The 19,337-nt window shown below is 57.3% G+C and carries 26 protein-coding genes; 20 read left to right on the top strand and 6 right to left on the bottom strand.

The genetic code is table 11. The features are described 5' to 3' along the window. Nucleotides 1-11 precede the first annotated feature (11 nt). The 18 genes from cbiT to T363_RS0100805 all read left to right on the top strand — a co-directional run bounded on the left by cbiT (nt 12) and on the right by T363_RS0100805 (nt 14,799). Nucleotides 12-1,199, top strand: coding sequence for a precorrin-6Y C5,15-methyltransferase (decarboxylating) subunit CbiT (cbiT, locus tag T363_RS0100885; protein ID WP_031472326.1), 1,188 nt, complete (start codon nt 12-14; stop codon nt 1,197-1,199). Then, nucleotides 1,196-2,551, top strand: a complete 1,356-nt coding sequence (locus T363_RS0100880; protein WP_031472324.1) for a cobyrinic acid a,c-diamide synthase CobB — start codon at nt 1,196-1,198, stop codon at nt 2,549-2,551. Before cbiT ends, T363_RS0100880 begins: the two co-directional genes overlap by 4 nt. After that, a complete protein-coding gene (gene cobT, locus T363_RS0100875; protein ID WP_031472322.1) occupies nt 2,541-3,599 on the top strand; it encodes a nicotinate-nucleotide--dimethylbenzimidazole phosphoribosyltransferase in 1,059 nt (352 codons plus the stop codon). The genes T363_RS0100880 and cobT overlap by 11 nt, the downstream gene beginning before the upstream one ends. A gap of 27 nt (nt 3,600-3,626) precedes the next feature. After that, nucleotides 3,627-4,157: a bifunctional adenosylcobinamide kinase/adenosylcobinamide-phosphate guanylyltransferase gene (locus T363_RS0100870; protein WP_031472320.1), complete on the top strand. Its 531-nt coding sequence runs from the start codon at nt 3,627-3,629 to the stop codon at nt 4,155-4,157. After that, a complete protein-coding gene (locus T363_RS0100865) occupies nt 4,154-4,942 on the top strand; it encodes an adenosylcobinamide-GDP ribazoletransferase (protein WP_031472318.1) in 789 nt (262 codons plus the stop codon). Before T363_RS0100870 ends, T363_RS0100865 begins: the two co-directional genes overlap by 4 nt. Beyond that, nucleotides 4,939-5,274, top strand: a complete 336-nt coding sequence (locus T363_RS14275; protein WP_034971384.1) for a bifunctional adenosylcobinamide kinase/adenosylcobinamide-phosphate guanylyltransferase — start codon at nt 4,939-4,941, stop codon at nt 5,272-5,274. The genes T363_RS0100865 and T363_RS14275 overlap by 4 nt, the downstream gene beginning before the upstream one ends. After that, nucleotides 5,265-6,233: an adenosylcobinamide-phosphate synthase CbiB gene (gene cbiB / locus T363_RS0100855; protein WP_031472314.1), complete on the top strand. Its 969-nt coding sequence runs from the start codon at nt 5,265-5,267 to the stop codon at nt 6,231-6,233. The genes T363_RS14275 and cbiB overlap by 10 nt, the downstream gene beginning before the upstream one ends. A gap of 14 nt (nt 6,234-6,247) precedes the next feature. Then, nucleotides 6,248-7,306, top strand: coding sequence for a pyridoxal phosphate-dependent aminotransferase (locus T363_RS0100850; RefSeq protein ID WP_031472312.1), 1,059 nt, complete (start codon nt 6,248-6,250; stop codon nt 7,304-7,306). Beyond that, complete coding sequence (locus T363_RS0100845; protein ID WP_031472310.1) at nt 7,306-8,808, top strand: cobyric acid synthase; 1,503 nt, start codon at nt 7,306-7,308, stop codon at nt 8,806-8,808. Before T363_RS0100850 ends, T363_RS0100845 begins: the two co-directional genes overlap by 1 nt. Further along, nucleotides 8,805-9,335 (top strand): cob(I)yrinic acid a,c-diamide adenosyltransferase, encoded by a 531-nt coding sequence (locus T363_RS0100840; protein ID WP_031472308.1) that lies wholly within the window; start codon nt 8,805-8,807, stop codon nt 9,333-9,335. The genes T363_RS0100845 and T363_RS0100840 overlap by 4 nt, the downstream gene beginning before the upstream one ends. Before the next feature lie 8 nt (nt 9,336-9,343). Then, complete coding sequence (locus tag T363_RS0100835; protein WP_031472306.1) at nt 9,344-9,967, top strand: precorrin-8X methylmutase; 624 nt, start codon at nt 9,344-9,346, stop codon at nt 9,965-9,967. Between the two features lie 8 nt (nt 9,968-9,975). Continuing rightward, nucleotides 9,976-10,281 carry a DUF1540 domain-containing protein gene (locus tag T363_RS16765; protein WP_407919065.1) on the top strand — a complete coding sequence of 102 codons (306 nt, stop codon included), beginning with the start codon at nt 9,976-9,978 and terminating at the stop codon, nt 10,279-10,281. A gap of 260 nt (nt 10,282-10,541) precedes the next feature. Further along, entirely contained in the window at nt 10,542-10,781 is a 240-nt protein-coding gene (locus T363_RS0100830; RefSeq protein ID WP_031472304.1) for a TM1266 family iron-only hydrogenase system putative regulator, read from the top strand. 20 nt (nt 10,782-10,801) lie between these two features. Then, nucleotides 10,802-11,818, top strand: coding sequence for an ABC transporter substrate-binding protein (locus tag T363_RS0100825; RefSeq protein WP_031472302.1), 1,017 nt, complete (start codon nt 10,802-10,804; stop codon nt 11,816-11,818). Next, entirely contained in the window at nt 11,793-12,560 is a 768-nt protein-coding gene (locus T363_RS0100820; RefSeq protein ID WP_031472300.1) for an ABC transporter permease, read from the top strand. The genes T363_RS0100825 and T363_RS0100820 overlap by 26 nt, the downstream gene beginning before the upstream one ends. Further along, the gene (locus T363_RS0100815) at nt 12,557-13,114 is read left to right on the top strand and encodes an ATP-binding cassette domain-containing protein (protein WP_034971383.1); all 558 of its coding nucleotides are present in this window, start codon (nt 12,557-12,559) and stop codon (nt 13,112-13,114) included. The genes T363_RS0100820 and T363_RS0100815 overlap by 4 nt, the downstream gene beginning before the upstream one ends. 128 nt (nt 13,115-13,242) lie before the next feature. Then, entirely contained in the window at nt 13,243-14,448 is a 1,206-nt protein-coding gene (locus T363_RS0100810) for a class I SAM-dependent methyltransferase (protein WP_051642999.1), read from the top strand. Between the two features lie 66 nt (nt 14,449-14,514). After that, a complete protein-coding gene (locus T363_RS0100805; protein ID WP_031472294.1) occupies nt 14,515-14,799 on the top strand; it encodes a hypothetical protein in 285 nt (94 codons plus the stop codon). Nucleotides 14,800-14,819: 20 nt separating this feature from the next. Here T363_RS0100805 and T363_RS0100800 read toward each other — a convergent pair whose 3' ends face one another. The 4 genes from T363_RS0100800 to T363_RS0100785 all read right to left on the bottom strand — a co-directional run bounded on the left by T363_RS0100800 (nt 14,820) and on the right by T363_RS0100785 (nt 17,781). Further along, nucleotides 14,820-16,379: a recombinase family protein gene (locus tag T363_RS0100800; protein WP_031472292.1), complete on the bottom strand. Its 1,560-nt coding sequence runs from the start codon at nt 16,377-16,379 to the stop codon at nt 14,820-14,822. Nucleotides 16,380-16,394: 15 nt separating this feature from the next. Then, on the bottom strand, nt 16,395-16,955 hold the full coding sequence (locus T363_RS0100795) for an ATPase (RefSeq protein WP_031472290.1): 561 nt from the start codon (nt 16,953-16,955) through the stop codon (nt 16,395-16,397). Between the two features lie 25 nt (nt 16,956-16,980). Beyond that, on the bottom strand, nt 16,981-17,376 hold the full coding sequence (locus T363_RS0100790) for a helix-turn-helix domain-containing protein (RefSeq protein WP_031472288.1): 396 nt from the start codon (nt 17,374-17,376) through the stop codon (nt 16,981-16,983). 216 nt (nt 17,377-17,592) lie between these two features. Further along, complete coding sequence (locus T363_RS0100785) at nt 17,593-17,781, bottom strand: hypothetical protein (protein WP_031472286.1); 189 nt, start codon at nt 17,779-17,781, stop codon at nt 17,593-17,595. 88 nt (nt 17,782-17,869) lie between these two features. On the opposite strand from T363_RS0100785, the gene T363_RS15925 reads away from it, so the two are divergent. Beyond that, a complete protein-coding gene (locus T363_RS15925; protein ID WP_154658719.1) occupies nt 17,870-18,034 on the top strand; it encodes a hypothetical protein in 165 nt (54 codons plus the stop codon). Here the strand turns inward: T363_RS15925 and T363_RS15920 are convergent. Further along, the gene (locus T363_RS15920; RefSeq protein WP_154658718.1) at nt 17,997-18,377 is read right to left on the bottom strand and encodes a hypothetical protein; all 381 of its coding nucleotides are present in this window, start codon (nt 18,375-18,377) and stop codon (nt 17,997-17,999) included. The genes T363_RS15925 and T363_RS15920 overlap by 38 nt on opposite strands. 68 nt (nt 18,378-18,445) lie before the next feature. Between T363_RS15920 and T363_RS0100770 the strand changes: the two genes are divergently transcribed. After that, complete coding sequence (locus T363_RS0100770; protein WP_031472284.1) at nt 18,446-18,661, top strand: helix-turn-helix domain-containing protein; 216 nt, start codon at nt 18,446-18,448, stop codon at nt 18,659-18,661. Nucleotides 18,662-18,807: 146 nt separating this feature from the next. On the opposite strand, the gene T363_RS0100765 is transcribed toward T363_RS0100770, so the two are convergent. Then, nucleotides 18,808-19,332, bottom strand: a complete 525-nt coding sequence (locus tag T363_RS0100765; protein WP_154658717.1) for a hypothetical protein — start codon at nt 19,330-19,332, stop codon at nt 18,808-18,810. Between the last annotated feature and the right edge of the window lie 5 nt (nt 19,333-19,337).

Genomic DNA, 19,337 nt, shown 5'->3' with positions numbered 1-19,337 from the left:
GAGACTGCGTGATGTCTCGTAAATTTGATATTGTCGGCGCGGGGCTGGGTTCGCCCGCGCTGTTGACTGCAGAAGCAGCGCAGGCGCTTGCACACGCCGATATAGTGCTTGCAGACCGGCGGCTGACTGCGGTCTGTCCGCATGCGGAGGTGTGCGCGTTTTCCGAGATGGCGGCGCGCGCCGTGTCGAGCGGTGTGCCGGCAACAGCGCTGCTGGTTTCGGGCGATGTGGGCTTTTTCAGCGCGGCGGGGCGTCTGCGCGAGCAGCTTTTGCCGTATGGAGAAGTGCGTCTGCTGTGCGGACTGTCCAGCATGCAGTATTTTTGCGCAAAATGTGGCGTGCCTTATGATGACCTTTGCGTGCGCAGCCTGCATGGACGGACGGGCAGTATCCTCGGCGCGGTCAGCTACCACAAGCGGGTATTTGTGCTGACCGGCGGAAAACAGAACGCGCAGACGGTCTGCCGCGCGCTGGCAGAGGCCGGACTCGGCGGGCTGACCGTGCATCTGGGCGAAAACCTCGGCATGGAGGGCGAACGCGTGCTGACGGATACGGCCTCGGCGCTGGCGCAGCAGTCCTGTGGCAGTCTGGCCGTTTTGCTGATCGAGCATCCGGCGGCGGCAAATGCTTGTGAGCCGGTGCGCGACGCCATGCTGACGCGAGGGCAGGTGCCTATGACCAAGGAGGAAGTGCGCTGGGTCGCCGTCAGCAAGCTTGCCGTGCAGCCGCGGGATACGGTATGGGATATCGGCGCCGGCACGGGGGCAGTCACGCTCGAACTGGCGCGCAAGGCATCGGACGGCATGGTATACGCGGTGGAGCGGAACGCGCAGGCGCTTGCTTTGCTGGAAGAAAACCGCGTGCGGCTCGGCGGGTATAACGTGTGGATCGTTTCCGGTCAGGCGCCTGCGGCGCTGGAGGACCTGCCCGCGCCGGACTGCGTTTTTGTCGGCGGTAGCGGCGGCAGCATGCGTGATATTCTGGCAGCGGCGCGGGAGAAAAATCCCTCTGTGCGCGTGGCCGTGACCGCCATTGCACTGGAGACTCTGCACGCAGCGCGTCAGGCGCTGGGGGCACTCGGCTTTGCGGAGATTGAAACCGTGCAGCTTGGCGCGGCGCGGGGCAGACAGGTTGGCGATTATACGATGATGACCGCGAACAATCCGGTCTTTCTGCTGACGGGGAGGGGGCGGCCATGAAGCATAACGCGCCCCGCCTGCTGCTGGGCGGTACCGGCTCGGGCTGCGGCAAAACCACGGTAACGCTGGCCCTGCTGCGGGCGTGGCAGCGGCAGGGAATACCGCTGGCGGCATTCAAGTGCGGACCGGATTATATTGATCCGATGTTTCACACGGCGGTACTCGGCGTGCCCAGCCGCAACCTCGATCTGTATTTCATGGAAGAAACGCAGGTGTGCGCCGCCTTGGCACGGCGGATTCCGCTGGACGGTTTGGGCGTGGTAGAGGGGGCAATGGGTTTCTATGACGGCGTTTCCGGCACGACCGATACCGCGTCTGCCGCGCATCTGGCACGAGCGGCGGCCATACCTGCCGTGCTGATCGTCCGCCCCAAAGGGCAGTCGCTTTCGCTGGCAGCGGAGCTGCACGGCTTTCGTACCTTTGCGAAAAATACGCTCGCAGGCGTGATTTTGAACGGCGTTTCCGCTGCGATGTATCCGTTTTACCGGACGATTGCAGAGCGGTCTGGACTGCGGGTGTACGGTTTTTTGCCGCCTGTGGCTGAGGCTGCTATTCCGGACCGGCATCTGGGGCTGGTGACGGCTGCGGAGATCGAAGACCTGCAATACCGGCTCGACCGGCTGGCGGACACCGCAGAGCAGGGGCTGGATCTCGATGGTCTGGCCGAGCTGGCGCGGACGGCGCCGCCGCTGGAGGAGCATCCGGAACAGATGCTGCCGACGGTGTCGCCGCCGGTGCGCATCGCGGTTGCGCAGGACAGCGCGTTTTGCTTTTACTATGCGGATAATCTGGAACGGCTAGCGTCACTTGGTGCGGAACTGGTTCGGTTTTCTCCGCTGGAGGATGCGCTACTTCCGGAAGGAGTGGACGGCCTGTATCTCGGCGGCGGCTATCCGGAATTGTATGCGGAGCGGCTTGCTGCCAATGTTTCCATGCGGGAAAGTGTGCGCGGCGCGATAGCGCGTGGTTTGCCGGCCATTGCGGAGTGCGGCGGCTTTCAGTATTTGCACCGGACACTGAACGGATATCCCATGGCAGGCGCGCTGCCGCTGGACGCGCACATCAGCGACCGGCTGCAGCCCTTCGGCTATGTGGAGCTGACCGCCGCGCAGGACAACCTGCTTTGCCGAAAAGGGGAGCGCATCCGCGCCCATGAGTTTCACTACGGCGTGTCAAGCGACGCGGGAGACGGCTTTACCGCTTGCAAACCGAACGGGCGGACATGGCCGTGCGCGTATGTGACGGATACGCTGTATGCGGGGTACCCGCATCTGTATTTCGGCTCCAATCCGGATTTTGCAGGGAATTTTGTACAAAAATGCGCTGCATGGAGGAAACAACATGACACTTGAACAGACGATTGCCTCTGTGCGCCCGCTGTGCAGGGGCAGCATGCAGGCAGCGCGCGAGCGGTTTTCCGCGATCGCCATGCCGCTCGGCAGTCTGGGACTGCTGCAGGAGGCGGTGGTGCAGCTTGCGGGCATCCGGCGCACGCCGCGCCCGTCCATCACCAAACGCGCCTGCGTGGTGTTTTGCGCGGATAACGGAGTTGTTGCGCAGGGGGTGACCCAGTGCGGACAGGAGGTCACCGCAGCGGTGGCGGAAAATATGGACAAAGGCCTGTCCACGGTATGCCTGATGGCGCAGCACATTGGTATGACGGTTTTTCCGGTCGATATCGGCGTAGCGCGTCCGGTGTGCGGCAGCAGGATTTTGCAGAAGAATATCCGCCGCGGCACGGCGGATATCACGCGCGGGGCTGCCATGACACGGCAGGAGGCTGTCCGCGCGGTGGAAACCGGCATTGCCCTTGCCGCAGACTGCGCAAAGCAGGGATATACCCTGCTTTGCGGTGGTGAAATGGGCATCGGCAATACAACGACGAGCGCCGCCGTTACCGCCGCGCTGACCGGCGCCGCTGTGCGCACCGTGACCGGACGGGGGGCAGGCTTGTCCACCGAAGGGCTGGCGCGTAAGGTACACGCGGTGGAAACCGCGCTGGCACTGCACCGGCCGGACGGGACGGATGCACTGGATGTGCTGCATAAGGTCGGCGGGCTGGATATTGCAGGGTTGTGCGGTCTGTATCTGGGCGCGGCGGCCTGCGGTGTGCCCGCAGTGCTGGACGGCGTGATTTCCTGCGCGGCGGCGCTGCTGGCGGTGCAGCTGTGCCCTGCGGCGGCAGATTATCTGCTCGCAGCGCACTGTCCGGCTGAACCGGCGGGTGCGCTGCTGCTGCGGGCACTGGATAAACGGCCGTTTCTCACCGCAGGGCTGCGGCTGGGTGAGGGTACCGGCGCGGTGGCTGGCGTCAGCCTGCTTGACCTGACGCTGGCTGCCTATGATGGAATGCCGCGGTTTGACGAAGTGGGAATTGAAGCCTATCAGACGCAGCAGTAGCAGAAAACAATAGGAAGGGGCGTATTCATGCTGATTTTAGTCACAGGCGGGGCTGCAAGCGGAAAATCCGAGCACGCGGAGCGGCTTTTGTGCGAACGTGCTGCGTGCTCCCGCTTGTATTTGGCAACGATGCAGCCCTTTGGCGCGGTGGCACAGGCGCGGATCGCGCGGCACCGCGCGCTGCGGGCGGGCAAAGGCTTTGACACGGTGGAGCGCCCGCTCGGTCTGGCCGGACTGACGCTGCCGCACCAGTATGATGGGATACTGCTTGAAGATTTGGGCAATCTGCTTGCCAACGAGCTGTTTGCGCCCGAAGGGGCAAAGGACGCGGCGTTCGGCAGTATCCTTGCAGGCATTGCACATCTGCAAGACTGCTGCGAAACGCTGGTAATCGTCTCAAATGAGATTTTTGCGGACGGCCTGCCGTATGCGCCGGAAACCGTCGGCTATGCGGCGCAGCTTGGCCGGCTGCATACAGTGCTGGCTGGGCGGGCGGATGCGGTATATGAATCGGTTTGCGGCATTCTGCTGCCGGTAAAGGGGGAACACACGGTATGAAAAACATATGGAGCGGCCTGTTGGTCGCGTTTTCCCTGTATTCGGCCATTCCCGTGCCGCAGGTGCAGTGGGAGAAGAAAACCATGCGTTGGGCGCTTTCCTTTCTGCCGCTCGTCGGTGTGCTGATCGGCGGGGCGGAGTGGCTGTGGTACTGTTTTTGCGTGTATTTCGGCGCGGCGGAGCTGTTTTACGCGGTCGGCGCGGCACTGCTCCCATTGGCGGTAGCGGGCGGCATCCATCTGGATGGGCTGTGTGATACCTGCGACGCGCTGTGTTCCTTTGGAGATAGAGAAAAGCGCCTTGCGATTTTGAAGGACTCGCATGTCGGCGCGTTTGGGCCGATGTGGCTGACGGCGTTCCTGCTGGCTGAAACGGCATGCTTTGCGCAGCTTTACAAAACGCCGGCATTGCTGCCGCTGGCCTGCGCGGGATTTGCCGCGGCGCGCGCTGACGGTGCGCGCAAGATCGTGACCATGCCCTGCGCCAAGAACACCGGCCTTGCGCACATTTTTGCGCAAAACAGCGACAAAAAAGCGGTCGATACAACGCTGAAAATCGAACAGGCGGTGCTGGATATTATATTGCTGGTATGGCTGCATCAACTGGAGTCCGGATATTTCCTTTGGGTGGCATATATCGTGCTGCTCGGGCTGTGGTACATGCTGCATGCCCGGATTGCGATGCGTGTGTTCGGCGGCATCACGGGTGACCTTGCGGGCTTCTGCATCTCGGTTGCCGAGCTACTCGCGTTCGTGTGCGCCGCGTTTGGAGGGTTGATGGTATGACGGTATTATTGATCGGCGGTGCCTGGCAGGGAAAAGCTGCACTGGCGGAAAGATTATATCCGGCACTGCCGCTGACGAAAAATCTGCACCAGATGGTGCGGCAGACGCTTGCAGCGGGACGGGATCCAATGGAATTGCTGCCCGCCCTGCGCGGCCACGCCGTCACCTGCGACGAGGTGGGCTGCGGCGTGGTGCCGCTCGATCCGGAGGAGGAGCGGTACCGCGAAGCGGTCGGCCGGCTGTGCTGCGCGCTGGCGGCAGAGGCGGACGCGGTCGTGCGCGTCATTGCCGGGGTGCCGCAGTACATCAAAGGGGGAACGACATGTATTTGACCTGTGTGGTGCTGCTGGGCTTTGCGCTGGACTGGCTGCTGGGCGATCCGGCGCGCCTGCCGCATCCGGTTTGCCTGATCGGCTGGCTGATCACGCGGGGAGAGCGGATTCTGCGCCGTTTGTTCCCCAAAACGCCGCGCGGCGAAACGATAGCGGGCGCGGTGCTGTGGGTGCTGGTGTGCGGCGTTTCGTTTGCGGTGCCGTTTTTTGCGCTGCGGTGGCTAAAAGGCATCCATTTCTGGTTGGGCTGCGGGGCGGAAATCCTGCTTTGCTGGCTGATTTTTGCACGCAAAAGCCTGTACGATGCGGGAATGGATGTATATGCATCGCTCAAGCGCTCGACCGAAGAAGGCCGCGCGGCGGTTGCCAAGTACGTCGGGCGGGATACCGCAGAACTGGATGAAACCGGCGTGATTTGCGCTGCGGTGGAAACCGTGGCGGAAAATACGACCGACGGCGTGGTGGCGCCGCTGATTTTCATGCTGCTCGGCGGTGCGCCGCTGGGCATGCTGTATAAGGCGGTCAACACGCTGGACTCCATGGTGGGATATCACAACGACCGGTATGAGTATTTCGGCAAGGTATCCGCCCGCATGGACGATGTGTTCAATTTTCTGCCGGCGCGGCTCGCAGCCGTGTGCCTGATCGCCGGGGCAGGTATGCTGCGGCTGGATAACCGCAATGCGCTGCGCATCTTCCGCCGCGACCGGATGGGACACAAAAGCCCGAATGCAGGACAGACCGAATCGGCCTGTGCGGGTGCGCTGCATATCCGACTTGGCGGGGATGCCAGCTATTTTGGCAAAACAGTGAAAAAAGCGGCGTTTGGCGACGCAGACCGGCAGCCCAATCCCGGGGATATCCTGCGCGCGGCCGACCTGATGACTGCGGCCAGCGTGCTGTCGCTGCTGCTGTGTGCCATGGTGCGGCTGATCCTGTGCTGGCCGCCGTTTGGATGAAAAGGAGGACAGGGATGCCCGAATATATACACGGCGGGGATGTTTATTCCCACGCGGAACGATACGGCAGCCTGCCGCTCGACCTTTCCGCAAATATCAACCCCTTCGGCATACCGGAGCGCGTCCGGCAGGCGATGCATGCGGCGGTGGAGGACTGCACACGCTATCCCGACCCCTTTTGCCGCGCGGCGCGGCAGGCGATCGGGCGGGCGGAGGGCGTGCCGCCCGACTGGCTGTACTGCGGCAACGGCGCGGCGGATGTGCTGGACCGGCTGGCGGCCGTTCTGCATCCCCAAAATGCGCTGCTGACCGCGCCGACGTTTGCCGAGTATGAGCGCACGCTTGCGGGCGCATCCATCACTTTTCACACGCTGCGGGAAGAGGAGGATTTTGCGCTGACCGAACGGTTACTGGCGGATCTGACGCCGGAGCGGGAGGCGGTGTATCTGTGCAATCCCAACAATCCAACCGGCCGCACCATTGCGCCGGCGCTGCTGGATGAGATCGTGCGCCGGTGCGCGCAAAACGGCACATGGCTGATTGTGGATGAGTGCTTTGGGGATTTTCTGACAGATAGCGCACAGCACACCCTGCGGGCGCAGCTGGGCACAAATCCCCGACTGATCCTGCTGCGCGCCTATACCAAAATGTACGCGGTACCGGGCGTGCGTTTCGGCTGGTGCATGACGTCGAACACCGCACTGATCGAAGCGCTGTACCGTGCCGGACAGCCGTGGAACGTATCGGTCATCGCGCAAGCCTGTGCGGCAGCGGCGGCAGAGGAAACGGATTTTGCCCGGCAGACCGCTCTGCGTATCGCAGCGGAGCGACAGCGGCTGCGGCAGGAACTGTCCGTGCGCGGGATGGCAGTTTGCGCGGGAGAGGCGAATTTTCTGCTGTTCCGCGCACAGGATACGGCGCTTGATAGGAAATTGGCCGCGCACGGCGTACTGATCCGCAGCTGCGCCAACTATCGGGGACTGGGCGCGGGTTGGTACCGCACGGCGGTTAAGACAGGGGCGGACAGCGAGCGACTGCTGCAAGCAATCGACGAAATACGGGAGGACGGCTGATGGCAAAGGTCATTATGGTGCAGGGCACCTGCTCCAACGCAGGCAAGAGTTTGCTCTGCGCGGCGCTTTGCCGCATTTTCCGGCAGGACGGCTATCGGGTTGCGCCTTTCAAGTCGCAGAATATGGCGCTTAACTCGTTTATCACGGCTGGGGGCGGAGAGATGGGGCGTGCACAGGTCGTGCAGGCGGAGGCGGCAGGCATTGCGCCCGATGTACGGATGAATCCCATTCTGCTCAAGCCGACAAGCGATACCGGTTCGCAGGTGATCGTATTGGGCAAGGCGCAGGGCAACCGGACAGCGCGGGAATACTGGGGCAGCAAGCGCAAACTGCTGCCGGTGATCCGACAGGCGTTTGACAGCCTGGCAGCGGAATACGATATCATTGTGATAGAAGGCGCGGGCAGCCCGGCGGAAATCAATCTGAAGCAGGATGATATCGTCAATATGGGGCTGGCGAAGCTGGTGAATGCACCAGTGTTGCTGGTTGGCGATATCGACCGCGGCGGCGTGTTTGCCGCGCTGTACGGCACGGTCATGCTGCTGGAAGAGGAAGAACGCGCGCGTATTCGGGGGCTGGTCATCAATAAATTCCGGGGAGATGTCTCCATTTTGCGGCCGGGTCTGTCCCAACTGGAGGAGCTGACCGGCAAGCCGGTTGTGGGCGTGGTGCCGTATGGGCAGTTTGATATTGACGAGGAGGACAGCCTTTCCGCGCGGCTGGATGCAGGGCCGGTACCGGCGCTGCTCCGCATTGCGGCGGTGCGTTTGCCAAGGCTGTCGAACTTTACCGATTTGTTTGCGCTCGAGCGTGTGCCGGGCGTCGCCGTCTGCTATGCGTCACGGCCGGCAGAGCTGGAAGGTGCGGACCTGATCGTGCTTCCCGGCACCAAATCCACATTGGCCGATCTGCGGTGGCTGCGTGAAAGCGGCATGGAAGCGCAGATCCTCAAACAGCATGCGGCGGGAACATTGGTGTTCGGCATCTGCGGCGGCTATCAGATGATGGGAGAAACGCTGTCTGATCCGGCGCAGACCGAGGGCGGCGGAGAGATGCGCGGCATGGGTCTGCTGCCGGTTGACACGGTGTTCCGCACAGAAAAGACGACTGTGCAGGCGGAAGGCGTTTTTGATGCGGTTTTCGGCCTGTTCACGCCCCTGTCCGGCCTGAATGTGCAGGGATATGAGATCCATATGGGTGAAACCACGCGCAGGAACGGCGCGGCGCCGCTGACGCGGCTGATGCGGACGGACGGCACAGAAACTGCGGATGGCTGTCAGGCGGAAAACGCTTACGGCACCTATCTGCACGGCGTGTTCGATGCGCCGGGGGTCGCGCTGCGCATGATGCAGGCGCTGGCAGACCGCTGCGGCGTGCAGCTGGACGGCGCGGTGCAGGATGCGGCAGCCTATCGGGAGCAGCAGTACGATTTGCTGGCAGATACCGTGCGGCAGGCATTGGATATGGAGCAGATCTATCGGATGTTGGAGGAAACTACATGAGCGAAACCGGACTTGTACACCTGTATTGCGGAGAGGGCAAGGGAAAAACGACCGCCGCGATGGGACTGGCGCTGCGCTGCGCCGGGCGCGGGCATCGCGTGGTGATCGCGCAGTTTTTGAAGGACGGTACCTCGGGCGAATGCCGCATTTTGGCAGGACTGGAGGGCGTGACCCTGCTTTCAGCCAATCCGGTGCGCAAATTTTCCTTTCAGATGACGCAGGAGGAAAAAACACAAACCGCACAGGCCGTTCGGCGTACCTTTGATGCGGCCTGTGCATTTGCCGTGCGGGAGGGGGCGCGCCTTATTGTGCTGGATGAGGTGTGCGCTGCGCTGTCCTGCGGTTTTTTGGAGGAACAAGCGGTAACGGATTTCCTGGATGCGCGGCCGGACGGGATGGAAGTGGTGCTGACCGGACGCGGGCCGTCGGAAGCATTGCAGGCGCGCGCGGATTATATAACGGAAATGGTCAAGCGGCGGCATCCGTTTGACAAAGGCATTGCCGCACGGGAGGGGATTGAACTGTGAACGGACAGATGAAACCACAGGAGATCGAAAAACAGTCGTTTGCCATCATCACGCGGGAACTGGCGGGGCGCACGTTTCCGAAGGGCGTGGACGAAGTGGTAAAGCGGGTCATCCACACCACGGCGGATTTTGATTACGCGGATACGCTGTGCTTTTCTCCGGGCGCGATCGAACGAGCTTTGCAGGCGCTGCGCGCGGGCGCAACCGTTGTGACCGATACCAACATGGCGCTTTCCGGCATCAGCAAGGGAACGCTGGCGAAGCTCGGCGGACAGGCCTGCTGCTTTATGGCAGAACTGGCAGTTGCGCAGGAGGCAGGGCAGCGCGGCGTGACCCGCGCGGTCGTTTCGATGGAACGCGCGGTAGACTTGACCGGTCCCACCATTTTTGCCATCGGCAATGCGCCGACCGCGCTCATCCGCCTGCACGAGCTGATAGAGGAAGGGCGCGTTCGTCCGGCTCTGGTGATCGGCGTGCCGGTGGGATTTGTCAATGTGGTTGAGGCCAAAGAGCTGTTCCTCGGTGGGGATACGCCGTATATCATCGCGCGGGGACGCAAGGGCGGTTCCAACGTCGCGGCAGCGATTGTCAATGCGCTGCTGTATCAGCTGGTTCGGCGTGCGGGATTTTAAGTTTTGGAATGTTTGATATTGAAAAACACTTTTATATAAATAACGGAAATTTGCGGTATAGTTTAAAAACTGAAAAATTTACCAGTATAATCATGTGGTGCCGGGATACAATAATCGTGAAATCCAACACAAGGAGGACGCCAGACATGTGTCATTCGAGCTATAACAAGGCAATTCGCTGCACAGTGGAACAGTGTGCTAATCACTGTGATTGTGCAGAGTACTGCGCACTTGACAGCATTACCGTGGGTACGCATGAAGCACATCCGACAGTCGATCAGTGCACAGACTGCAAATCTTTTCGGCGCAAGTAAGCAATCAAAAGCAAAGGGGAGCAGCATCGTTGCTTCCCTTTGCGCTGTGTATAGGTAAATGGCTTGACAATCGATGCCGTCCCGCTTATACTTTTTACAGGACATCCTTTCCCGTAAGCTGTAAATCTGACGGGTGAGCATCCGGTAATCTTTTCATTTCTGCTGTCAAAGATGCGATCTGCGATGAAGAACCTGTATATAGGAACTTGCGCCCCGCATCCGGTTTGGATGCGGGGCGTTTTGCAAAGGAGAAACACCAGATGGAAAATCGAATTGCAATTTTAGGCATCATTGTCAATGATAGGGAGGCCAGCAGCGCTGTCAATGATTTGCTGCATCAATACGGGGCATATATCATTGGCCGTATGGGCATTCCGCATCAGGAGGTTGGCTCCATTATTACGATCGTTTTATCCTGTCCGGTTGATGTGATCAACGCGCTGTCCGGTAAATTGGGACGGCTGCAAAATGTTCAGGTCAAATCCATGATGGCAAAGTAGAACAAGGAGTGTTGAATTAAATGAAACGAATGATATCCGGCCTGCTGGCCGCGGTAACTGCATTGTCTTTGTTGGCGGGCTGTGCCTCTCAGCCGTCTGCATCCGATCAAGTTGTTTCTGAGCCGGTGCAGGCAGGGTATGAAGAGGGTGTCAGCATCCGCGTGGCTGCTTTGAAGGGCCCGACTGCGATGGGGCTGGTGGAGCTGATGCAGCAGGACACAGAGTCTGACGAGAGACATTATCAGTTTTCACTATACACATCGGGAAATGAGGTCGTTCCGCTGCTTGCCAAGGGCGAAGTGGACATTGCTTTGATCCCGACCAATCTGGCGGCGGTGCTGTATCAAAAAAACGAACAGGGCGTGCAGGTGCTGGATGTCAACGCGGGAAATGTCCTGTATGTGGTTTCGCATGATGAGTCCCTTTCTGCATTGGAGGGATTGAAGGGAAAAACCATTTATATGACGGGCAAGGGAACTTCGCCCGATTGGACACTACAATACCTGTTGGATCAAAGTGGGATCACTGCGGAAGATGTAACGATCGAATTCAAAGCTGAGCCGGCCGAAGTGGTTGCAGCACTGGAGCATAATCCCACCGCTGTGGGTATTTTGCCGCAACCGTTTGCAACGGTTGCCATGATGCAGGATCAGGAACTGTCTCTTAACTTCCCATTGGAAGACGCATGGAAGCAATTCAGTCCGGACGGCAATGGTATTGCCACCGGTGTAACCGTTGTTCGCCGTGCTTTTGCGGAAGAACATCCCGCGGCTGTGGCACAGTTCATAGCGGATCATAAGAAGTCAGTGGCAGATGCACAGGCAAATCCGTCCGAGGCCGCGCAGCTGATCGAACAGTACGGTATTGTTAAAGCGCCGATCGCACAGCAGGTACTGGAAAACTTTGATCCCATGACAGCGGTATCCGGTGAAGAGATGAAGACATGGGTTTCCGGGTATCTGGAAATGCTGTTTGCTGCTGCACCGGATGCAGTAGGGGGAAAGCTGCCGGATGAAGGCTTCTACTATTTGGGATAAGTGCTGGCTGCGGCGGTTGGTGGCTGCGGCTTTTTGGATCATGGTGTGGCAGGGCGTTTCACTGACCCTGCCCACGGTGTTGTTTGCAGGTCCGGTACCGACGGTACAGCGGCTGCTCGCTATGCTGCCCGAAAAAGAACTATGGTACTCCCTTTGCTGTTCACTTGGTAAGGTTGGCATCGGATTTATGCTGGCCTTTCTGCTTGGTACGGTATTTGCGATTTTTTCCTATCACAGCCGTTTGATACGGCTGCTGCTGGAACCCGCAGTACAGATCATGAAAAGCGTTCCGGTGGCCTGCTTTATCGTTGTGGCGTTAGTGTGGGTACGGTCGGATCAAATTTCGGTTTTAACGGCTTTTTTTGTGGTATTTCCGATTGTTTACATTAACTTGAGCGAGGGTATGCATAGCGTGGATCGTAAAATGCTGGAGATGGCGCAGGTGTTTCGCCTTTCCCGCAGGAAAAGTTTGCAAGCCGTTTGGCTGCCGGCGGTCATGCCGTATCTGCTGACTGCTTGCCGGGTGTCGGTCGGCATGGCACTGAAAGCAGGTGTTGCAGGGGAAATTATCGGACTGCCGCGCTGGTCAATCGGAGAACAGCTTTATCTGTCCAAGCTTTATTTGGATACTGCCGGTCTGTTTGCCTGGTCGTTGATAATTATTGCCCTCAGCCTTGCGTTGGAAAAGCTGCTTCTGTTGGCTGTTGCGCGGATACAAAAGCAATGGGGGGTGCCGGTATGATCCGATTGGAACAGGTCACCAAAGGATATGACGGCAAATGCGTGATCAACCGATTGAACTGGCAGATTGGTAAGGGGGAGCGGTGGCGCATTACCGGCGCGTCGGGTGCTGGCAAAACCACGCTGCTTCGTCTGCTGATGGGGGTAGATCTGCCGGACAGCGGATATGTGATCGGTGCAGAGCAGCTGCGGTTTTGCCCGGTATTTCAGGAGGACCGGTTGACCGGACACTGGAGTGCGCTTCAAAATGTAGCGTTGGTTTGTGAAGAGGGATCGCGCGTGCGAGACATCCTGTCGGCACTGCTTTCATCTGATGCGCTGAATCAGCCGGTTTTTACATTATCCGGTGGTATGCGGCGGCGGGCGGCGCTTGCCCGCGCTTTAGCGGCGGATGGCGATATCTTGATACTGGATGAACCATTTACAGGATTGGATGAGCAAACCGCGCTGCGTGCATGGAATACAGTTCTTCGCTATCAGGAAGGCCGGACACTGATTTTAGTTTCACATGGGATATCGCTGCCGGATGAAGAAATGCAGACCATGGCGTTGTGAAACGGCTGTCCTGTGTTCCGCATGGAGCCGGAGCGCAGGGCATTTTGCTGCTTTCGGGGGAATTATGTGTTGGAATTGCCAAAACGGTCGGATTTATGATAAAATGATGGATGTAAAGGTTGTGATTGATGATGCAAAAAGGTGATGCAGCGAAGCTGAGACTGCTGCTCAGCGGAATTTCGGCACGCTTAACGCGGAATCGGGATTATTTTATACAGGCAGTATGTGTGTTTACCTCGGGAAAAAAGAAGTTTGAAGCACAGCTTATCCGCGCGGAGCAGATGTATCAACTGCGTTTTCAGGGTACGATGCGCACAGTAAATGCGGATGCGTTCTGTTCGTTTTTTGCCGAGCAGGCAGAGAAGTTCGATGAAGCACTGCTGACCTATACCGAGCGTGGTGTGGTCGTCTCGCTGTCGGTGACGGCACGCGGCGTGCAAATGAAGCAGGCGGAGCGCGAGGCCACAGCAGAAGAAAAGCAGGCTGCTGCTAATCCGCTGCTGGACGGCGGACGGCAATATCTGATTCGTGTAGATCAGGCGGCAGCGCTGCTGCGGGAGATCGGTATATTGACCGCAGACGGCAAGCTGAAAAATGACATGATCCGCAAATACAACCAGATCGATCATTATGTGGAACTGGTCGCGCCGATGTTTGAGCAGGATGACAGTGAAGAGATTCTGCTGCTGGACTGCGCCTGCGGAAAATCTTATCTCAGTTTTGTAATGAACTATTATCTGCACGAGGTGCTTCACCGGCGCTGCCGCGTGATCGGAGTGGATATCAATGCGCATGTGATTGAAGAAAGCCGTGCGATGGCAAAGCGGCTCGGATATCATAACATGGATTTTCAGTGCGCCGATCTGCGTACCTATCAGCCTCCGCAGCATGTAACCGCAGTCATCTCGCTGCATGCCTGTGATATTGCAACAGATTTGGCATTGGCAACTGCGATCCGTGCCCGTGCAAAATATATTGCATGCGTGCCGTGCTGTCATAAGGAGCTGCTTGATCAATATCATCTGCCTGAATTGGAACCGCTGACCAAATTCGGTGTGTTCAAAGCCCGCTTTAATGATGTGCTGACTGACAGCATGCGGGCGCTTAAGCTGGAGGCGGAAGGATACCGGGTTTCGGTAGTGGAGTATATTTCTCCGCTTGACACCCCCAAAAACCTGCTGATCCGTGCCGTCCGAACGGGGAAAGAAAATACGCGGGCACAGCAGGAATACCGTGCGGTACGCGAGGCGCTTGGTACTACTTCTGAACTCGACCGCCGCTGCGCTGACTGTGAAAACGAGTTTTTTGTCACTGACGGGGATTTGCTTCTGTAACATTGCCGATTCCTCTGAATAGACTGGTAATGAAGTTTCTTCAACCACGATTTGGAGGTAATAAGCATGGCTGATAAAATTTGCTGTCCCGGTCCGATCTGCGGCAGCTCCAATACGAACAGCGGTACGGCATCCGGCGGCGGGTTCCGCGAAGCAGTTTGTGTTCACACCAAAAAAGTGTATGATTCCTGCCGGAGCAAAGAATGTCTGCGTGATATTCGGGTGTATCTTTGCCCGGACGCGCAGGAGCTGCTGAATTCCGGCGGCATTGTTTCGGTAAAACCGCGCACCGCCGAGCTGCTTTGCGTGAAAATTGATGTCGAGAGGGTGCAGTTTAAGTGTGGCATCTGAAGTTTCAACGTCTGTGCAGGTTAATGCGGGAGCAGAGGGAATACCTGCAGGTGGAGGTTGCCGGGGTTGTTGCGTGTAACACGGACAGTTTTGGTGTAGACGATTTTTTCGATTACGGTTTTGAGAAGCTGGTTCTGCTCGCGGGCATTGGCTGCGGTTTCGTATGATTCCAGAACGTGGCGCAGTTTGGGCAAAAACTCGCGGCGGATCGCTTCCTCGTTTTGGAGCTTTTTCAGCTCGGCTTGGATATCGCTGATTCTTTTCATAACGGAGACGCGCTCGGCATCGAGCGCGTTTTTGCGTTCGATGTAAATTTCGGGCGTATAGACGCCGGTTTCCACCAGCTCAAAAGCGCGGTTTGTGCGAGCATCCAGATCGGACAAGTGTTTTTCGAACTGCCGGAGGGATGCGTGCAGCTGATCGGATACATCGCGCTGGGGGAATGGATCGCGCCCGGAGGAATACGCGGTGAGCCAGCCGCGGAGCGTATCAAGCACCATGCGCTCCACTTCGTCGTAGCGGTGTGAGATGGTTGCACACGCGGAACGGGAAATGCAAAAGATCATCGGCTCACGCGGGATATCACCCTTAGTGGACACATAGGTGCGCTGCATCTTACGGCCGCACAGGCCGCAGACGATCAGGCCGGTGAAGGCGTTTTTCTGCCCCTTGCCTGCCGGAACGGGCGGGGCAGGATGGTTTGCCAGAATATCCTGCGCTTTGTGCCAATCCTCCCGCGGGACAAGCGGCTCGTGCCGTCCCTCATACAGCTGCACATCCTTTGCGGTAAGGCGGACGGTTTTAAGTTTACCATCCACGACCTCCTTGCGCGTGGGACGGCGGGTGCTGGTGGTATAGCCTGCATAGTGCGGGTTGTGCAGCACGGCGGAGATATGCCGATCCGTCCATTTATTACGCTCGCCCGGCGGGGGCGGGTCCATCTGGTTCAGCCGTTTTTTGATCTGTGAGATGCAGACGCCATCATGCACAAACCATTGGAAGATATTTTGAATGATGGGGGCTTTTTCGGGATCGGGTTCGAGCGAGCCGCCTTTTTCGCCCTTGAGCTTTATCTTTTTGTATCCAAGGGGCGGCTGTCCGGCGGTGTACTTTCCCTCGCGCCGGGCGGCCTGCACGCCTGCGTTCAGGCGGCGGCGGATGGTTTTATACTCGCGCCGGGACATGAAAAGCCCGAATTCAAAGTATTCCTCATCAAACTCGTTAGACGGATCAAAGGTTTTGAACGGGGTTATGATGAGTGTTTCCGAGTATTTGAAGGCGCGGGCAACGATGCCCTGATCGATGCTGTCGCCACGGGCAAGGCGCTCGATCTCCATGACGATGACGCCGCGCCAAAAGCCGGCTTCGACCTCGGAGAGCAGGCGCTTCATCTGCGGGCGGGCGGCGATGGTATCGCCGGAAACGACCTCTTCATACACGGCGCTGACGGGCAGGCCGCGCTGCTCCGCCAGGGCGGTAAGCGTTTGCCGGTGCCGGGCGAGAGTATCGCCTTCGCCGCGCGCTTCGGCTTCCAAATCCTGCCGCGATTTGCGGAGGTAGATGCAGTATTCGGTTGGCATGGGCGGTCAGCTCCTTTACGGCTGGTTGATGGCAGCGGCAAGACCGTGCACCCAACGGGGCGCACCATCCAGACAGGCGATGACACCATTGCGGTATTCCGCGACAGCGACAAAGCCGTTATCGTTATCAAAAAATGTGGCTTCATCGCAATAGGGCAGGACAGCGGAAAGGGCGCGGACGCGTCCCCCGAACCGGCGGCGGACATCTTCCGCCGGGATATTATGCCCGCCCTTGCGGACACGGTTTGCGATGCGGGCAAGGCTTTCCTCCGCGCTGTCCAGACCGACATAATACATGCGGACACGATAGCCGCGATCACGCGCCTGCTGCGCGGTGCGTGCGGTGAGTGCACCGGAAAGCGTGGTTTCCTGCGTGAAGCAGACGCCGCGCGACAGACACTCCCGGATGCGGGAGACAGCCAGCCGCCCGGCAAGAATGTTGTTGCCGCCGTGCGCTGCGGCGAGCTTATCGACATCCACGATCACGCCGAGATCATCCATCTGCTGGCGGAGCACGCCGGTGAGACTGGACTTGCCCGCGCCGTTGACACCGGCGATGATGGTATAGGTTTTCATGGGGTCAGCTCCTTTGAGGGATTATTTATGCTTCCTGATCCAGCGAAGACTCAGCACATTTTTTATATTTGGGGTTATCGGCAAGGTCTGCGACGTAGTCGCGGACCTTTTCTTTTCCTTCCTCGTTGAAGGCGCGGTAATCGGTGACGAGTTGGCGCTCGTCGGGGGCGAGTACCGGATCGGCGGGCGCGGAAAGACCATAGTTGGGATCGGTGATTTCGTCCTTAATTAGATAGCGTAAATCTACATTGAAATATTCACATATGGCTTCAAGCGTGCTGAACTTTACATTATCGAAATGATCTCGTTTTAGGATATTATCAATCGTGGTATAAGGGATGTTGATGGCGCGAGCGAGATCGGCCTTTTTTGTTATACCTTTTCGCTCCATCAGAAATTCTAATTTTTCGCGTAAATTCATAACCTCACCTCTTTGCATATCTAAAAGATAACACAGAAAAATGAACAAGGCAACAATAAATTACGGACGTTGGGAAAAATGTATTGACAATTCCCAACGTCCGTAATATTATATAGCTATGAATTACCAATGATGGTAATTCTGCGGTCGAAAGACCGCGCACCTATGCTGCGGCCTCCCTGATGGTTATAGTGATTTCAAGGTGTAAAGGGCAAATCAGTTTGCAAATTTATCATTCAGACGGCCAAGCAGATAATTTTCGAAACCGGAAATGTTTGGCGCATTTTCGATTTGGAATTTTAGCCCCATATAACAGCCGAGTGATTTATGGGATTGCGTTATCAATTCTTCCAACTGCATCACAGAAGCCGGCAGGGGGAAGACAGGCAAGGGATGAAATGCCATATGACCTCCTTTCCGGGAGGCCGCAGCGCAGGGTGCAGGACTATTTTATCATGTTTTGGAAAACGAGCCAATGAAAGGAGAAAAAGCAATGAAACTAATCATCGACGGCACAGACAAAGAAATGGGGCATATCTCCGTAGAAACGAAAAATATGCCCGACACATTTATGCACCAGATGCAGCCGCTAATGGATAACGGCAAGCTTTTTGGTTTTGTTATTCAGTTTTGCATGCTGGATGAAGCGGCGGAGTAATTTCCCCGCTTTGCAGCTTGCGGTGTGTTTCAGCGTTTTTCTTTGCGGTTTCAACAGTGCAGCCTATCACATAGGATGAGGGACCCATAGGGCGCGCATACTGCACACCGGAATCACCAGAGGTAAAAAGCCCGTTGTGAATGGTGGCGTAATACTCCACAACGGAATTACCAGACGCATTGACAGTGCCGTGCAGATCATGGCGGAGAATGACACGAGAACCATTCCAAAGGTGGATATCACCGTTATATTCGGCTTGTATGTCAACGACCGCCTGATCTGTTATGGCAAGATTTTGTTTTAGATTTTCTGTAATGATTACAGATTTATTGATGAGATACACAAAGACACCCCCTTTCCTATTTCCATTGTAGCAGGAAGGGAATATAAAAACAAGAAAGGAGCGCATACATGTATCCCAATTTAGAGCTTGAAATGTTCAAACGCAAGATTACCAACCGCGATTTGGCGCGGGAGCTGCACATCAGCGAAAGCACGATGCGCAACAAGCGCAAGGGACGGGCAGACCTTACGCTTACGGAAGTGGAACGCATACTGGACATTTTCCCAGACGTACCGTGGCGAGAACTGTTCGCCCGCGAGGACGAGCAGGGGAGGGCGGGGTGAGATGCATAACAAACAGGGCGAAAGAGAGATGCTTGCACTTCTCTCTTTTGATTACGAGGCCTACATCAGGCGTTGGAACCAGTTTGCAAAAGAATATCACAGGGAAAGACGAGCGGCATTTTGGCGCAATGCGAGAGACAAGATAATTATTTATTTTTGCGTATTTTGCGCTGCAACTCCGTTTTTTCTGCTATGGGCCGCCCTACTACGTTGGGTAATTTTGCAGATTCCGGAAGTTTAGCGATATCGGGTTCATAATACCGCAACAAATCACTTTGCAGCGCTACGCGCAAATCCATAGCCGCATCGGAAAGCGTTTCGGCTTGTGCAGATGTGCGCGGCGATGACAGCGCATATTCAAACAACTGCTTGCGAAAGTTCATTAAGAGTGCGGTTGTTCCGGGCGTTGTAAGCATAGAGGCTTTTTCGATTGCCGATATAAGACGCTGCACGTTTGAAAGGTCATAATCGGAGCACACAAAACGGCTCCACTCATCCAGCAAGGCAGAAAAAGCGGAGACACGCGCCTGCATAAACTGCTGCACAACGGCACGATGCATTTGAGAAGTTTGCGTTATGCGAGCCGATTTGGCAGCGCCTATTACACCGCAGATAGCCCCAACAGCACCGGCGGCAAAGGTAATTAGAGCAATTAAAATAGTTTCAGACATATAAA

It is taken from the genome of Agathobaculum desmolans ATCC 43058 (assembly GCF_000701665.1).
GTDB lineage: Bacteria > Bacillota > Clostridia > Oscillospirales > Butyricicoccaceae > Agathobaculum > Agathobaculum desmolans.
The sequence above is the reverse complement of the archived record's forward strand: the minus strand, read 5'-3'. Positions and strand labels throughout refer to the sequence as shown.

Excerpts from the sequence above, each read along its gene's own strand:
- cbiT (WP_031472326.1), top strand. The coding sequence starts at position 12 with ATGTCTCGTAAATTTGATATTGTCGGCGCGGGGCTGGGTTCGCCCGCG.
- T363_RS0100880 (WP_031472324.1), top strand. The coding sequence starts at position 1,196 with ATGAAGCATAACGCGCCCCGCCTGCTGCTGGGCGGTACCGGCTCGGGC.
- cobT (WP_031472322.1), top strand. The coding sequence starts at position 2,541 with ATGACACTTGAACAGACGATTGCCTCTGTGCGCCCGCTGTGCAGGGGC.
- T363_RS0100870 (WP_031472320.1), top strand. The coding sequence starts at position 3,627 with ATGCTGATTTTAGTCACAGGCGGGGCTGCAAGCGGAAAATCCGAGCAC.
- T363_RS0100865 (WP_031472318.1), top strand. The coding sequence starts at position 4,154 with ATGAAAAACATATGGAGCGGCCTGTTGGTCGCGTTTTCCCTGTATTCG.
- T363_RS14275 (WP_034971384.1), top strand. The coding sequence starts at position 4,939 with ATGACGGTATTATTGATCGGCGGTGCCTGGCAGGGAAAAGCTGCACTG.
- cbiB (WP_031472314.1), top strand. The coding sequence starts at position 5,265 with ATGTATTTGACCTGTGTGGTGCTGCTGGGCTTTGCGCTGGACTGGCTG.
- T363_RS0100850 (WP_031472312.1), top strand. The coding sequence starts at position 6,248 with ATGCCCGAATATATACACGGCGGGGATGTTTATTCCCACGCGGAACGA.
- T363_RS0100845 (WP_031472310.1), top strand. The coding sequence starts at position 7,306 with ATGGCAAAGGTCATTATGGTGCAGGGCACCTGCTCCAACGCAGGCAAG.
- T363_RS0100840 (WP_031472308.1), top strand. The coding sequence starts at position 8,805 with ATGAGCGAAACCGGACTTGTACACCTGTATTGCGGAGAGGGCAAGGGA.
- T363_RS0100835 (WP_031472306.1), top strand. The coding sequence starts at position 9,344 with ATGAAACCACAGGAGATCGAAAAACAGTCGTTTGCCATCATCACGCGG.
- T363_RS16765 (WP_407919065.1), top strand. The coding sequence starts at position 9,976 with ATGTTTGATATTGAAAAACACTTTTATATAAATAACGGAAATTTGCGG.
- T363_RS0100830 (WP_031472304.1), top strand. The coding sequence starts at position 10,542 with ATGGAAAATCGAATTGCAATTTTAGGCATCATTGTCAATGATAGGGAG.
- T363_RS0100825 (WP_031472302.1), top strand. The coding sequence starts at position 10,802 with ATGAAACGAATGATATCCGGCCTGCTGGCCGCGGTAACTGCATTGTCT.
- T363_RS0100820 (WP_031472300.1), top strand. The coding sequence starts at position 11,793 with ATGAAGGCTTCTACTATTTGGGATAAGTGCTGGCTGCGGCGGTTGGTG.
- T363_RS0100815 (WP_034971383.1), top strand. The coding sequence starts at position 12,557 with ATGATCCGATTGGAACAGGTCACCAAAGGATATGACGGCAAATGCGTG.
- T363_RS0100810 (WP_051642999.1), top strand. The coding sequence starts at position 13,243 with ATGATGCAAAAAGGTGATGCAGCGAAGCTGAGACTGCTGCTCAGCGGA.
- T363_RS0100805 (WP_031472294.1), top strand. The coding sequence starts at position 14,515 with ATGGCTGATAAAATTTGCTGTCCCGGTCCGATCTGCGGCAGCTCCAAT.
- T363_RS0100800 (WP_031472292.1), bottom strand. The coding sequence starts at position 16,379 with ATGCCAACCGAATACTGCATCTACCTCCGCAAATCGCGGCAGGATTTG.
- T363_RS0100795 (WP_031472290.1), bottom strand. The coding sequence starts at position 16,955 with ATGAAAACCTATACCATCATCGCCGGTGTCAACGGCGCGGGCAAGTCC.
- T363_RS0100790 (WP_031472288.1), bottom strand. The coding sequence starts at position 17,376 with ATGAATTTACGCGAAAAATTAGAATTTCTGATGGAGCGAAAAGGTATA.
- T363_RS0100785 (WP_031472286.1), bottom strand. The coding sequence starts at position 17,781 with ATGGCATTTCATCCCTTGCCTGTCTTCCCCCTGCCGGCTTCTGTGATG.
- T363_RS15925 (WP_154658719.1), top strand. The coding sequence starts at position 17,870 with ATGAAACTAATCATCGACGGCACAGACAAAGAAATGGGGCATATCTCC.
- T363_RS0100770 (WP_031472284.1), top strand. The coding sequence starts at position 18,446 with ATGTATCCCAATTTAGAGCTTGAAATGTTCAAACGCAAGATTACCAAC.
- T363_RS0100765 (WP_154658717.1), bottom strand. The coding sequence starts at position 19,332 with ATGTCTGAAACTATTTTAATTGCTCTAATTACCTTTGCCGCCGGTGCT.